General features: G+C 65.6%; 14 protein-coding genes and 1 tRNA gene. 12 read left to right on the top strand and 3 right to left on the bottom strand.

Annotated elements, in window-relative coordinates; all coding sequences use genetic code 11:
* Window positions 1–161 precede the first annotated feature (161 nt).
* Window positions 162–782, bottom strand: a complete 621-nt coding sequence (locus FRZ32_RS05010; protein ID WP_147042478.1) for a hypothetical protein — start codon at window positions 780–782, stop codon at window positions 162–164.
* A gap of 244 nt (window positions 783–1,026) precedes the next feature.
* Here FRZ32_RS05010 and FRZ32_RS15425 point away from each other — a divergent pair, with 244 nt between their 5' ends.
* Window positions 1,027–3,630, top strand: a complete 2,604-nt coding sequence (locus FRZ32_RS15425) for a hypothetical protein (protein ID WP_192901876.1) — start codon at window positions 1,027–1,029, stop codon at window positions 3,628–3,630.
* On the opposite strand, the gene FRZ32_RS15525 is transcribed toward FRZ32_RS15425, so the two are convergent.
* Both FRZ32_RS15525 and FRZ32_RS04990 read right to left on the bottom strand, forming a co-directional pair.
* The gene (locus tag FRZ32_RS15525) at window positions 3,624–4,526 is read right to left on the bottom strand and encodes a tyrosine-type recombinase/integrase (protein ID WP_243445194.1); all 903 of its coding nucleotides are present in this window, start codon (window positions 4,524–4,526) and stop codon (window positions 3,624–3,626) included. The genes FRZ32_RS15425 and FRZ32_RS15525 overlap by 7 nt on opposite strands.
* 1 nt (window position 4,527) lies before the next feature.
* A tRNA-Leu gene (locus FRZ32_RS04990) sits at window positions 4,528–4,614 on the bottom strand.
* 114 nt (window positions 4,615–4,728) lie between these two features.
* On the opposite strand from FRZ32_RS04990, the gene FRZ32_RS04985 reads away from it, so the two are divergent.
* The 11 genes from FRZ32_RS04985 to FRZ32_RS04935 all read left to right on the top strand — a co-directional run bounded on the left by FRZ32_RS04985 (window position 4,729) and on the right by FRZ32_RS04935 (window position 13,495).
* Window positions 4,729–5,673: a complex I NDUFA9 subunit family protein gene (locus FRZ32_RS04985; protein ID WP_147042477.1), complete on the top strand. Its 945-nt coding sequence runs from the start codon at window positions 4,729–4,731 to the stop codon at window positions 5,671–5,673.
* A gap of 32 nt (window positions 5,674–5,705) precedes the next feature.
* Window positions 5,706–7,634 carry a CocE/NonD family hydrolase gene (locus FRZ32_RS04980; RefSeq protein WP_147042476.1) on the top strand — a complete coding sequence of 643 codons (1,929 nt, stop codon included), beginning with the start codon at window positions 5,706–5,708 and terminating at the stop codon, window positions 7,632–7,634.
* 55 nt (window positions 7,635–7,689) lie between these two features.
* Window positions 7,690–8,493 (top strand): undecaprenyl-diphosphate phosphatase, encoded by an 804-nt coding sequence (locus FRZ32_RS04975; protein ID WP_147042475.1) that lies wholly within the window; start codon window positions 7,690–7,692, stop codon window positions 8,491–8,493.
* A gap of 70 nt (window positions 8,494–8,563) precedes the next feature.
* Window positions 8,564–9,052, top strand: a complete 489-nt coding sequence (locus FRZ32_RS04970; protein WP_147042474.1) for a hypothetical protein — start codon at window positions 8,564–8,566, stop codon at window positions 9,050–9,052.
* A 57-nt stretch (window positions 9,053–9,109) separates the two neighbouring features.
* On the top strand, window positions 9,110–9,781 hold the full coding sequence (locus FRZ32_RS04965) for a glutathione S-transferase family protein (protein WP_147042473.1): 672 nt from the start codon (window positions 9,110–9,112) through the stop codon (window positions 9,779–9,781).
* A gap of 37 nt (window positions 9,782–9,818) precedes the next feature.
* A complete protein-coding gene (locus tag FRZ32_RS04960; RefSeq protein ID WP_147042472.1) occupies window positions 9,819–10,391 on the top strand; it encodes a NifU family protein in 573 nt (190 codons plus the stop codon).
* A 113-nt stretch (window positions 10,392–10,504) separates the two neighbouring features.
* Window positions 10,505–11,128 carry a tRNA (adenosine(37)-N6)-threonylcarbamoyltransferase complex dimerization subunit type 1 TsaB gene (tsaB, locus tag FRZ32_RS04955; protein ID WP_147042471.1) on the top strand — a complete coding sequence of 208 codons (624 nt, stop codon included), beginning with the start codon at window positions 10,505–10,507 and terminating at the stop codon, window positions 11,126–11,128.
* Window positions 11,125–11,601, top strand: a complete 477-nt coding sequence (rimI, locus tag FRZ32_RS04950; protein WP_147042470.1) for a ribosomal protein S18-alanine N-acetyltransferase — start codon at window positions 11,125–11,127, stop codon at window positions 11,599–11,601. The genes tsaB and rimI overlap by 4 nt, the downstream gene beginning before the upstream one ends.
* A 203-nt stretch (window positions 11,602–11,804) precedes the next feature.
* The gene (locus FRZ32_RS04945) at window positions 11,805–12,227 is read left to right on the top strand and encodes a Ros/MucR family transcriptional regulator (RefSeq protein ID WP_147042469.1); all 423 of its coding nucleotides are present in this window, start codon (window positions 11,805–11,807) and stop codon (window positions 12,225–12,227) included.
* A gap of 95 nt (window positions 12,228–12,322) precedes the next feature.
* The gene (locus FRZ32_RS04940) at window positions 12,323–12,745 is read left to right on the top strand and encodes a Fur family transcriptional regulator (protein WP_147042468.1); all 423 of its coding nucleotides are present in this window, start codon (window positions 12,323–12,325) and stop codon (window positions 12,743–12,745) included.
* Between the two features lie 12 nt (window positions 12,746–12,757).
* Window positions 12,758–13,495 (top strand): lysophospholipid acyltransferase family protein, encoded by a 738-nt coding sequence (locus FRZ32_RS04935; RefSeq protein WP_147042467.1) that lies wholly within the window; start codon window positions 12,758–12,760, stop codon window positions 13,493–13,495.
* Window positions 13,496–13,505: the final 10 nt, after the last annotated feature.

The following is a 13,505-nucleotide window of genomic DNA, read 5'->3' as shown; positions in this document are numbered from 1 at the left end:
GAATTTCTGCTAGAGAGGTTCGAGTCCCGATAGCCCGTTGCGCGCTACATGGAGAGGGTGAGTCGGTGGTTTGCCGCAGGCGCACGCGAGCGATTGCGCAGGTTGGAAACTGCGGGCCCAGAACTCGGACGAACGGCCTGAACCCCGCTGCCCGCACGCTGTCACCACTTGTGGCGCTTGAAGTTCCAGAGGTGGCCGTAAACTTCGGACAGATGCTCGGCCTTCTGGTTCGAAAAGCCGCGGGCGACCAACATGGCGCGGAGCTCGTGCCCCGGGAGTTCCTGCCGACCTTCGCGCACCAACGCGTAGAAGCGCCCCCAATCGAGGGGATGAAGAGACGCCGTGTTGGCTAAGACGGCAAACCGCTCGAACAAGATCTTGGTCCGTGGTGAAAGCTTGGTCCCTTTCAGGACCGCCTTCTGAATCCTGAAGCGATGTCGCGTTGAGTAGGTGCGATTGTAGGCCTTCAACAACGGCAGCATCAGCCCGTTTGCGGCGGCGCAATAGATTGCACGCGTAGGCGGATCGGGAGCCCAGCATTCCGCTCGCATCTCGACCAATATCCGGCCAGGGATATCGTCGCGCGCGATCAATTGCCCGCCCACCCCCGTGTGTGGACTGCTGCCATGATATCGGAAATTCACGATGTCGAGCCTGTTGCGCAGCAGCGCGGAATCGTAGTGCCGTTCGACGGAGAACCGTTCGTCCTTCTCGGCAATGTCGGCCATGCGCTCAAGAAATTCCCGAGGTTCGATCCGGACGGCGATGTCGATGCCGGGCAATAGTTCCGCCAATGCTGTTGCTCCGCCAAATGTGGCGAGACTAGCAGAGGCTAGTGCCTTTCAAACAGACACCGAAGGCTGCGATACAAGATGAAGTTGGACCGACCCACCTTGACCGTCTCGATATCATCCGAGGCGATCAATTCGTAGAGGGTGGAGCGGCCGATGCCCGTGAGTTGACCGCTGTGGCAATTCGGATGCTGATCGGTTCTCCGGGGACGGGATGCAAGAACGGGGGCGGCAGTTGGCGACGACGATAGAAGAGCTGGAGAGTTCAGGATCGGCATCTGCGCCCATGCCTGCAAGCCGATCGCCTAGGAAGCGCGGCGTAACTCCCACCGAACCCCGCCCCTTCGATGAACCTGACTACCAGCGGCCCGATTTCAGCGGCAGCCGACGAACCCGGATCGGTTCGAGCGTCATCGAGCAATTCGTCGCCGGACACGATGCAGGCGATGTGCTGCGCGAGCTCATCCAGAACGAATATGACGGCGGCGGCGAGAGGCTGACGCTCACCTTCGGCAGTCGCTCACTGGAGATCTGCGGGACCGGCAAAAATATCGACCGCAGTGGTTGGGAGCGCCTGTCGGTCATTGTCGGCACTGGCAACGTCATGGGCAGCCGCGATGGCGAAGTCGTAGCCGAGAAGGAGAACGGCATCGGATCGAAGAATTTCGGCCTGCGCTCACTCTTTCGCTTCGGGAATGAGATTCATGTGCGCTCCAACGGGCAAGTCGCGCTCCTTGATCTTCAAACCCAGGAAACAGGACGCGAGCGAGATCCGGCATGGCGGGGCGAAAAAGGGGTCCGCATCCACCTGCCCTATCGGCAGGAATCGACCGAGAGGCTTGAAGCCTTCACTGTCGAACGCGAACAGCATGCCCTCGGTTTGATGGCGGCGAGCATGCCGGACACTTTGGTCAAGCTAGCCCACAGCGGCAAGAAGCGAGGCCTCCGCGAGGTGAACGTTCGTTCGATCCGCACGGGTCGAATGCTGCGTTGGAAGCAAGAGGCCAAGATCGGGCGCTGCCGGGCCGCAGGCGTTTCAATGGTGGCGCGAAATGGAAGACTCATCGACGGCGGCGACAAGGGTGCACCTTTTCAAGAAGAGGAATTCTCCCGATCGGTCGCGATTCCCGCTGAGCATGCGGCACGCCGTTTCCCCGCCTATTACAAGATGCCGGGCGGGCGGTTGAAGATTGCAGTCTCGGTCTCGATCGCACGTCGGCGGATCGACCTCGAACAACATGGCCACTTTTATTATCCCTTGAAGGCGCCATCCTCGCGCACCGGCTGCGCGATCAGCGTCAGCGCGCCGTTTGATCTCAACACGGATCGCAGCGAGATCACCGACCATGTTTGGAACGACTGGCTTATCGATCAAGCCGTCGAACTGACCATCGATCTGCTTAGGGCAGATTGGTTCGGCCGCTATGGTGCGGACGCCTTTAAGGCGCTGGTTGGCAACGGCCATGCCAGCCCTGATCGCTTTGCAACCAAGATTGCGGAACGACTGGCTAAGGACGCCTGCTGGCCAACTCTTGGGACGGGGGAGGACCATTTTGCCGCGGCGGGCGAGCTCGTATTGCCGGCGGCGGAGGAACTCACCGGCTTTCTTACCGGCAAGCGCTATCTCGACCGAGCGCTCGCCGCCGACAAGGCAATATGCGATCTGGTCGCCGATTGCGGCGCAAAGCGGTTCACCATTGCCTCGCTGGTCCGGCTACGTTGTGCGGGGAAAGACGAAAAAGGGCTCGCAACCAAGGTCGGCAACGACGCCAACTTCCACTTCACGAATTACCCCGCTGCCATCGCCGGGATTGATATGCAGGTTCGCCAAGCCTCGGCGCTTTCGGCTTATCCACGACGCCTGACCAAGCAGAATAAGCTTGATCTCGCCAATACGCATTCCACGCTGAATGCATCCGGTAAGCTGAGGCCAGCCGTCGAGCTCATGATCGTGGATTCCGATCTCTGGGCCGATTGTCCTGAGCCGCAGGCAAACCGGCTCCATCCAGATCTCATCCCCTTCAAGGCGATTTCAAGCCATTGCAGCAAATTCAATGAGGAGCAGTGGCTGATAGACGCTGCCGAACGTGCGGCCACGGCTGCGGCCGATGACCGGGAGCGGGAAACCCTTTATCGCAAGCTGCTTACCCGCGAGGCGCCGATTAGTCGGCCTGCGCTTACGGCCCTGCGCAACAATCCCGTGGTCAAGAATCAGCGAGGCCAATGGGTCGCCCCGGTCGCGATGGTGCATCTGAAAAAGCCGCTCGCTCGGCTGCTCGATCCGGTGATCGACGCGCCATCGAAGGAATTGCTGAATGCGCCTGGTCTAATCGGGCGTCTCCGCATCCGGGACACGCTGAACGGATCGGATCTCGTAGAGTACGCCCGAGGCTTGGTCGACCGGCCAGAGATGGCAGAACGATTTGAGAAGCTGCTGGTCGATAATCTCCAGTTGCTGAGTGCCGCCATTGTCGAGGAATTGCGCGCAATCCCCTTTCTTAGGGCGCGATCGGGCGAGCTTGTGGCTCCGGCTATCGGTGACCCGCTCCGGGGCGGCATAGAGCCGATAGAGCGACCCTTCCGACCAGGGATAGATCTGTACCGCGCCCACATAGCCGGCACTGGACGGTTCGCGCAGCGCCGCACGGTTCGCAGCGGCCACCCGTCCGCCCGGCCCGATATGCGCGCGCACAGACGGCGCCCGATTGGCATGGGCTGTCGCGGCATCCGGCGGTCCGGAGTGGCGTTCGGGCGCCGGCGAAGAGGCCGCGCCGGCATCCGCCGTGGTCGCGGCGATGAGCGCGAGAGAGGACATGGTGAGGACGAGGCGGATCATTGAGCGTTCCTTTCGGGGGTCAGCGGGACCGCCGGAGCGGCGTTGAGGTTCGGATCGAGCGGCGAGCCCTGGCGCGTCAACGCGACCGTCCGATCGACATTGGCGAATTTCGCCTTCTTGAGCTTGCGGAACTCCTCGCGCGCCTTCTTCAGGCCCTCTTTCTGCGCGGCGAGCGAAAGCTGTCCGGCCGTCGAGACCGCATAGCGGAAGACGCGGCCGAGGACGCTGCGCATCCGGCGCGCGCTTTCATAGCGTCCGGTCGCCTCGACCGACCGGAGAACGGCGAGTACCTCATGGGTGGTGATCTTGCCGATCGGACGATTGCCGATCTTCGGATAAGCCATGTCGAGCAGCCAGCGGATCTTGGCCAGCGTGATCTCGGCCATGCCTTCGCGCTCGTTCTTGGCGATCCACTCCTTAGCGACAGTCTTGAACGTGTCGTTCTCCTCGACGCGCGCCTTAGCCCGCGCGATCTTCTGCTCGTGCGAGGGGTCGAGGCCCGCCGCGATCATCCGCCGCGCCTCGTCGCGCTTGCCACGCGCGTCGGCCAGGCCAACGTCCGGCCAGAGACCAAAAGCCAGCGTCCGGTGCTTGCCGCAATGGACGTAATTGAAGCGCCACAGCTTCGAGCCGTTCGGCCGAACGAGCAGGTATAGCCCCGCGCCGTCGGTCAGCTTATAGTCTTTCTCCGCCGGTTTGGCATTGACGACGGTGGTGGCAAAAAGGGTGCCCATGTGAGGTATCGCCTCCGAAAATGGGGGAGAACGATACCTTCCGAGATACCCGATTTGTTCTCGATTGGCGCCGTATTCGCCCGGATTTCGCCGGACGATTATAGCACAAGAAATGGCGGATTTCAGCCATTTTTCTGATGTCCCCGGACGGTGCCGGAAGAACAAATGGTGCCCAGGAGAGGACTCGAACCTCCACGCCCTTGCGAGCGCCAGCACCTGAAGCTGGTGCGTCTACCAATTCCGCCACCTGGGCACGGGGTAGGCCGGGCGCGTTAAGGGGCGTGAGCGGCCTTGTCAACGCGCGGCTTGCCAAGCCGGCATCCGCGCGGCAAGGACGCGGCGAAATGATCGGCAAGGGCTTGAAGCAATGGCGTTGAAGACGGAGCGTCTGGTCACGCTGTTCGGCGGCGGCGGCTTCATCGGCCGCTATGTCGCGCAGTCGCTGCTCGCCGCCGGCGCGCGCGTCAGGATCGCGCAGCGCGAGCCGCGCCACGCTTATTTCATCCGTCCGCTCGGCGGACTCGGCCAGGTCCAGTTCGTGCGCGGCGACGTCACCGATGCGGACTCCGCCGCCGCCGCCGTCGTGGGCGCCGATGCGGTGGTGAACCTGGTCGGGACGCTCAAGGGCCGGTTCGAGGCGATCCACGTCGATGGAGCGCGCAACGTCGCCGCGGCGGCCGCCGCGGCGGGCGCGGACGCGCTCGTCCAGGTCTCCGCGATCGGCGCCGATGGGGACAGCGACAGCGCCTATGCCCGCACCAAGGGGGGCGGCGAGGCGGCGGTGCGTGCCGCCTTCCCGGGCGCGACGATCATCCGCCCCTCGATCGCCTTCGGGCCGGAGGATGAATTCGTGAACCGCTTCGCCCGGCTTGCACGGCTTGCGCCGGTCCTGCCGGTGGTGCGCGGCGGCTGGAAGATCCAGCCAGTCCATTGCGCCGATCTCGGTCGCGCCATCGCCGCCGCAGCCATGGCCCCGGAAGCCCATTCCGGCCAGGTCTATGAGCTTGGCGGGCCGCAGGTGATGACGATGCGCGAGGTGGAAAGCTGGATCGCCCGCGCCATCGGCCATGGCGGCAAGCCGGTGATCGAGATTCCGGATGCGATCGCGCGGCTCGGCGCACGCCTCACCGGCTGGCTCCCCTTCGCCCCGCTCTCCTGGGAGCAATGGCTGATGATGGCGAAGGACAATGTCGCCGCGGGCCCGGGCTTCGAATCCTTTGGGTTCCGCCCGGCGCCGCTCGCCGCGGTCGCCGACGAATGGCTCACCATCTATCGCCGGCGCGGCCGGTTCGCGCCACCGCAGGCCTATTGAGGCGCCGGTTGCGCGGGAACTGGGGACAAGCAATGAAGCGTCTGAACCCGATCCTGGCCGCGGCCGCCCTCCTTCTCCTCCTTCTTCCCCCGCTCGCCGCGATCGCCCAGCCGAGCCGGCAGGCAGGGGCGCCGCCGCTCGCCGGGGATATTCCGCCCCATTTCGCCTACAACCGGGATGGCTGGGATTACGAGCGCCGCGAGGTGATGATCCCGATGCGCGACGGCGTGAGGCTGCACACCGTCATCATCGTGCCCAAGGGCGCGCACGATCTCCCGATCCTGCTCACGCGCACCCCCTATAACGCATCGGCCCGCGCGAGCCGCGCGAACAGCCCGCACATGCTCGCGGCACTCCCCGAAGGCGACGAGGTGTTCGTCCGCGACGGCTATATCCGCGTCTTCCAGGATATCCGCGGCAAATACGGCTCGGAGGGCGATTATGTCGTCACCCGGCCGGTGCGCGGGCCGCTCAACCCGACCGATGTCGATCATGTCACCGATGCCTGGGACACGATCGACTGGCTCGTGAAGAACGTCCGCGAAAGCAACGGCCGGGTCGGCATGATCGGCTCGTCCTACGAAGGCTTCACGGTCGCGATGGCCCTGCTCGATCCGCATCCCGCGCTGCGGGTTGCGGCGCCCGAAAGCCCGATGATCGATGGCTGGATGGGTGACGACTGGTTCCATTACGGCGCCTTCCGTCAGGCCAATATCGGCTGGATCGGATCGCAGACCGGCTGGCAGGGGCGCGGGGAATCCCCCGTCTCCGGCGCCTATGACGATTACCAGACCTTCCTTCGCGCGGGATCGGCGGGCGCCTGGGCCGCGCAGTCGGGATTCGATCGCCTGCCCTACTGGAACCGGATGACGCAGCACCCGGCCTATGACGCCTTCTGGCAGGGCCAGGCGCTCGACCGGCTGCTCGCGGCGCATCCCTCGAGCGTGCCGACCATGTGGATCCAGGGCCTTTGGGACCAGGAGGACATGTATGGCGCGGTCCACACGTTCGAGGCGCTGAAGACGGCCGGGCACGAGGCGAACAACTGGCTGGTGATGGGCCCGTGGCGGCACAGCCAGGTCAATTACAACGGCTCCTCGCTCGGGCCGTTCAACTGGAACGGCGACACGGCGGCGGAATTCCGCCGCGACGTGCTGCTGCCCTTCTTCAACCGCTATCTCAAGGACAGGCCGGCCGCCGATCCGCCGCGCGCGCTCATCTACAATAGCGGCGAGAATCACTGGGATCGCCTGCCCACCTGGCCGCTCGCCTGCGCCGATGGCTGCGGCCGCCCGCTCACGCCGCTCTATCTCGAGCCGGGCTTCGCCCTCGGCTTCGATCGGCCGTCGGGCGACGGATCCGATTCCTACGTCTCCGATCCCGCCAGGCCCGTGCCCTATCTCGCGCCGCCGATCAGCTTCGCCGACGGCGATCGCTGGCGGACCTGGCTGGTACAGGATCAGCGCTTCGCCGCGGTTCGCCCCGACGTGCTCGTCTACCAGACCGAGCCGCTCACCGAACCGCTCCGAATCTCCGGGGCGCCGATCGTCGATCTGCGCGCGGCGACCACCGGGACCGACGCCGATTGGGTCGTGAAGCTGATCGACGTCTATTCCGACGAGGTGCCGTCCGATCCGACCAAGGGCGGCTACCAGCTCGCGCTCAGCCTCGACATTTTCCGCGGCCGCTATCGCGACAGTTTCGAACATCCCTCCGCGATTCCGGCCGGCCGGCCCCAGGCCTATCGCTTCCGCCTGCCGCCGACCAACCACGTCTTCCTGCCGGGCCACCGGATCATGGTGCAGATCCAGTCCAGCCTGTTCCCGCTCTACGACCGCAATCCGCAGACCTACGTCCCCAACATCTTCTTCGCCCGCCCGCAGGATTATCGCGCCGCGACGCAGACGGTGCTGCGCGGCGGCGCGAATGCGAGCGCGATCATGCTGCCGGTGGTGCGTTAATCTTTGCCGGTCGCCCGGCTGGACCGGCGATGCCCAAGCCCGCTAGGGAACGACGATGGACAGCCTCCTCACCATCATCCTGCTCGGCATCGTCGAGGGGGTTACGGAATTCCTGCCGGTCTCCTCGACCGGTCACCTGATCCTCGCCGGCGCGCTGCTTGGCTATGACGAGCATCACTGGACGGTGTTCAACATCGTCATCCAGCTCGGCGCGATTCTTGCGGTCGTCGTGTTGTACTGGCGCACCTTCATGGCGGTGCTGTCGGGGCTCGCGAAACGCCAGCCCGAATCCTGGCGGTTCGTGCGCAACATCCTCGTCGCCTTCCTGCCCGCCGCGGTGATCGGCCTCGCGCTGCACAAGCAGATCGAGGGGATGCTCGGCAGCCCGACCATCGTCGCGGTCGCCTTGATCGTCGGCGGTGTCGCGATCCTCGGCATCGAGCGCGCGGCGCCGCAGGGAAGCGAAAAGGGCGTCGCCGAAATCGGCCTTGGCAAGGCGATCGCGATCGGCTTCGTCCAGTGTCTCGCGATGATCCCCGGCGTCAGCCGCTCGGGCGCGACGATCATGGGCGCGCTTGCGATGGGCGTGGAGCGGCGCACCGCCGCCGAGTTCAGCTTCTTCCTTGCCATCCCCACCATGCTCGGTGCGACCACGCTCGAGCTGTGGAAGAATCGCAGCGATCTGGGCGAGGTCGGCGCGGGCGGGATCGCGCTCGGCTTCGTCGTCTCCTTTGTCGTCGCGCTGGTCGTGATCCGCTGGTTCATCGGCATCGTCTCGAAGCGCGGCTTCGCGCCCTTCGCCTGGTATCGGATCGTCGCCGGGGCCGCGGCTTTGGTGTGGCTGCTGAGCCTGCGCTGAGCGTTCAGCCTTCGCTCAGCCGTTGGTGTATAAGGGCCGCCGACTCGCTTGTGCCGCGAAGGAGCCTGTGATGCGCACGCTTCCTCTCTTTGCCTTGATCGCTTTTGCCGCCGTTCCAGCTGCGGCCCAGCCGCCCGCGCCCGACGATGAGGCTCTGGGACCGCTGCCGAGCCAGCGCCAGATCGAAGAGATGGCGCCCGCGATCGACCGCATGGTCGGCGCGATGCTCGACACCGATATCGGCCCGCTGCTCGATTCGGCGGACCCGCTCCGCCGCAGTCGTCATTACGGCCAGCCGGGGCGCACCGTTGGCGCGATGGCCGGGCGAGACGACCCTTATTTCGAGCAACGTGTCCACGAATCGATCTACGGTGGCGCCGACAAGCTCGGCCGCATGTCCGCCGCGCTATCGGCGGCAGCCCCCGTTCTCGCCCAGCAGGCGCAACAGCTGCGCCAGTCGCTCCATCAGGTCATGCGCGCCTATCGCGACGCCTATCGGGGGACGTCGCCCCGTGCGCCGGATCACGGCACGCCGGGCGGCATACCCGACGACGATTGATCGGGACGATTTGCCCGGTTTACTGGCGCGACGCGGCCGCTAAAGGTCGCGTCACCGATGTGGCATCTCTATCAATTTCCGCTCTGCCCCTTTTCGCGCAAGGTGAGGCTGATGCTCGCCGAAAAGGGCGTCGCGCATGAGCTGAGGCGGGTCTCGCCCTGGCTGCAGGACGATGATTTCGCTGATCTGAACCCGGCCGGCGAAACCCCGGTGCTGGTCGAGGAATCGAAGGGCGTCGTCCTCATCGATTCGCTCGCCATCTGCGAATATTTCGAAGAGACGCTGGACAAGGCGCCGCTGATCCCCGGCACCGCGAGCAACCGCGCCGAGGTGCGCCGGCTCGTCTCCTGGTTCGACGGGCGGATGCACCACGAGGTCGTGGCGCCGCTGATGGAGGAGCGGATGAAGAAGCGGCTCATCAGCCGCGCGCCGCCCGACACGACCGAGCTCAGGAAGGCGATGACGGCTGCCAACGGCCATCTCGACTATATCGATTACCTGCTCGATCACCGGCGCTGGCTCGCCGGGCCGGCGCTGACGCTCGCCGATCTCGCCGCCGCGGCGCAGCTTTCGGTCGCCGATTATCTGGGCGGCGTCGACTGGCGCGGGCACAAGCAGACCGCCGACTGGTATGCGGTGATGAAATCCCGCCCCGCCTTCCGCCCGCTGCTCGCCGAGCGGATGGAAGTGATCCAGCCGCCGGCGCATTACGACAAGGTCGATTTCTGACCTTGATCGCTGCCCCGCGAAGCGCCACATCGCGGCCATGCTGATCCAGACCGAGACCACGCCCAATCCGGCGACGCTGAAATTCATGCCCGGCCGTCAGGTGATGGACATGGGCACGCGCGATTTCGCGTCGCCCGAAGAAGCCGACGTCTCACCGCTCGCCGCCGCGCTCTTTTCGACGGGCGACGTGACCGGCGTCTTCTTCGGGCGGGATTTCATCTCGGTGACGGCGGGCCCCGGCGTCGACTGGCGCGGGCTCAAGCCGCAGGTGCTCGAAGTGCTGCTCGATCATTTCGCCAGCGGCGCCCCCCTCTTCAACGCGCCGAGCGCGGCCGACATCGTCGTGCCGCTCGACGACGATGTGGCCGACGATCCGGCCGATGCCGAGATCGTCGAGCAGATTCGTGCGCTGATCGACACCCGTGTGCGGCCGGCGGTCGCGAAGGACGGCGGCGACATCGTCTATCGCGGCTTTAGGGAAGGCACCGTCTTCCTCGCCATGCACGGCGCCTGTTCCGGCTGCCCGTCCTCGACGATGACACTCAAGAACGGGATCGAAAGCCTCCTCAAACATTATGTGCCGGAGGTCGTGACGGTCGAGGCCGTCTAGCTTGCCTGCTTCCGTCATTCCCGCGAAAGCGGGACTCCAGCTATGGTTGCGACCGCTTTCGCACAGGAAAGCTGGCCCCCCGCCTTCGCGGGGGTGACGAGGGGAGCTGGTTCTTGCTGCTGGTCATCGAAAGCGCCACCGCCGCCTGCTCGGCCGCGCTGCTCGACGCGGACGGCTCGGTTCTGGACGAGCGGCACGAGATCGTCGGGCGCGGCCATGCCGAGCGGCTGGCGCCGATGGTCGCCGAGTTGGTTGGCACGCGCCGGCCGGACGCGATCCTGGTCGATTGCGGTCCGGGGAGCTTTACGGGGGTTCGCGTCGGCCTTGCCCTCGCGCACGGCCTGGCGATCGGCTGGGGCGCGGAACTGGCCGGCTATTCCTCGCTGGCGCTGCTGGCGGCGGCTGCCGGAGCCGGCTCGGCGAGCGCGGCGCTTCAGGCGGGACATGGCGAGCTTTTCGTGCAAGATTATGGCGGTGACCCGCTCGTCCCGCTCGGTGACCTTCGATCGCTTCCGCCAGACGAGGCCGCACGGGCGGCGCAGACCGACCTTGTCGTCGGATCCGGCGCTGAAGCGCTCGTCGCGGCGCGCGGCTGGGGCGACGCGCGCGATCTGTTGCCGAGGGCGGCGGATGTGCGGCTCCTGCCGCCGGCGCTCCGCGCCCTGGTTCCGCGGCCGATTTATGGCCGCGCGCCCGATGCGAAGCCCGCCTCCGGCGCCGCAGGGCCGATAAGGTGAAGAGCGTCCCCGAACTGGTCGAAGGCGGCGCGGTCGATCTTCCGGCGGTGATGGCGGTGATGAACGAGAGCTTCGATCCGCGCTACGGCGAGCGCTGGACCTTCGCCCAGTGCGCCGGGCTGCTGCCGATGCCGGGAGTCTGGCTGACGCTGGCGCGCGTGGGCGATGCCGTCTGCGGCTTCGCGCTCGCGCGGATCGTCGCCGACGAGGCGGAACTGCTGCTCCTGGCGGTACGCAAGGACGCGCAGCGGCACGGGATCGGGCGGCGCTTGCTGGACGCCTTCCTGTCCGGCGCCCGGTCGCGGGGGGCGGAACATTTCCATCTCGAGGTCCGCGACGGCAATCCCGCGATTCATCTCTACGAGTCGGCCGGATTCACGCTCGCGGGCCGGCGCCGCGACTATTACAGCGGCGATGCTGGCCGGACATTCGATGCGCTGACCCTCGCGAAATTCGAGCCGCCACGGCGCTGATCTCTGTTTTCATGTCGGATTTTGGTGTTGCCGCCGCGAAATTCGCGTGGCGACACAACCCGGAACATTGAGCCATATACAAAATAGATAGCTATTCGCTGCTGTTTCGACTTGTCAAATTGCGCTGAAACAACCTATTCCGGCTTGCGCTCGTCACGGCCAATGGCGGGTGTCCTCTGATCACGATTTACAGGTATCGACACATGGATAATCAGGACGAATTCGGGGAGACTTTGATCACCCTCACGGCCGACATCGTATCGGCCCATGTCAGCAACAACAGCGTCGCCGTTTCCGATCTCCCGTTGCTGATCGGCAATGTCTTCAACGCGCTCAGCGGTCTCGGCGGGCGCCAGGAAGAGCCGGCGGCGAAGCCCGAGCCGGCGGTTTCGATCCGCGCCTCGATCAAGCCGGATTATATCGTCTGTCTTGAAGACGGGAAGAAGCTCAAGATGCTGAAGCGGCATCTGATGACCCATTACAATATGACGCCGGACGAATATCGGCAGAAATGGGGGCTTTCCGCCGACTATCCGATGGTCGCGCCGAATTACGCGGAGCAGCGTCGTTCGCTTGCGAAGAAGATCGGCCTCGGCACCAAGCGGGGTCGCGCGTCGCGCAAATAAGGGCGCCGTGCCGGATTCGCCGTCCCGTGCCTGGCGCGGGGCGGCGTTTTCGACCGTGCTTTGACGCTTCGCCGATCCGGCCTTAGATAAGGTGGATGACCCGCGCGATCGACATTGAGGCCCTGTGCGCCGAAAAGGGGCTGCGGATTACCGAGCAGCGCAAGGTGATCGCCCGCGTCCTTTCCGAGGCGGAGGATCATCCCGATGTCGAGGCGCTTCATGCCCGCGCCTCCGCCGTGGATCCCGGCATTTCGATCGCCACCGTCTATCGCACCGTGCGCCTGTTCGAAGAGGCGGGCATCCTTGAGCGCCACGATTTCGGCGATGGCCGCGCCCGTTACGAGGCTGCGGCGGAAACCCATCACGACCATCTGATCGACGTCGAGACCGGCAACGTGATCGAATTCGTCGATGAGGAGCTCGAGCAGCTCCAGCGGCGGATCGCGGAGAAGCTTGGCTTCCGGCTCGTCGACCACCGCATGGAGCTTTATGGCGTCGCGGTCGGCCGCGCGAAATAAGCGGGCCGCGTGATGCGGTTCTACTGGCGCGCATTGGCGATCGCCGGCGGGCTCCTCGTCTACTTTCCGCTCCATTATGCCTCGAAGGCGCTGCGCGGCCGCTCGCCCTGGGCGCGGCGCTTCCTCGCTTATGCCGGCCGTTGCTGCGGCCTTCGCGTCCGTGTCGAGGGCACGCCGCTCGGCGGCCGCGTGCTCTTCGCCGCCAATCACGTGAGCTGGCTCGATATCCTTGCGATCGGCGGTGCCGCCCCCACCGCCTTCATCGCCAAGAACGAGGTTGAACGCTGGCCCGTCATCGGCTGGCTCGCCGATCTCAACGACACGATCTATGTCGCTCGCACCGCGCGGCGCCAGGCGCGGCATCAGGCCGACCTTCTGCGCGCGGCTCTCGATGCCGGGCGCTCGGTCTCCTTCTTTCCCGAGGGGACGACCGAGGGCGGCCACCAGGTCCTGCCCTTCCGCGCCAGCCTGTTCGGTTCGCTCTACCCGCCGATGGAGGGCGTGCTGGTGCAACCGGTCGCCCTCGATTATGGCGAGCTCACCCATGACATGGCCTGGGTGGGCGAGGAAAGCACCGGGGCCAATGCCAGGCGCGTCATGCGCGATTATCGCCGGATCCCCGTCACCGTCCGCTTCCTCGATCCGATCGATCCGCATGCGGCGGGGGACCGCAAGGCGCTCGCCGCCTGTGCCCGCGATGCCATCGTCGCGGCGCTCGGCGCTTCCGCTGAACCGTGCGATCGCCTATAGGCGCCGGCCC

The organism is Sphingosinicella ginsenosidimutans (genome assembly GCF_007995055.1).
Taxonomy (GTDB): domain Bacteria; phylum Pseudomonadota; class Alphaproteobacteria; order Sphingomonadales; family Sphingomonadaceae; genus Allosphingosinicella; species Allosphingosinicella ginsenosidimutans.
The sequence above is the reverse complement of the archived record's forward strand: the minus strand, read 5'-3'. Positions and strand labels throughout refer to the sequence as shown.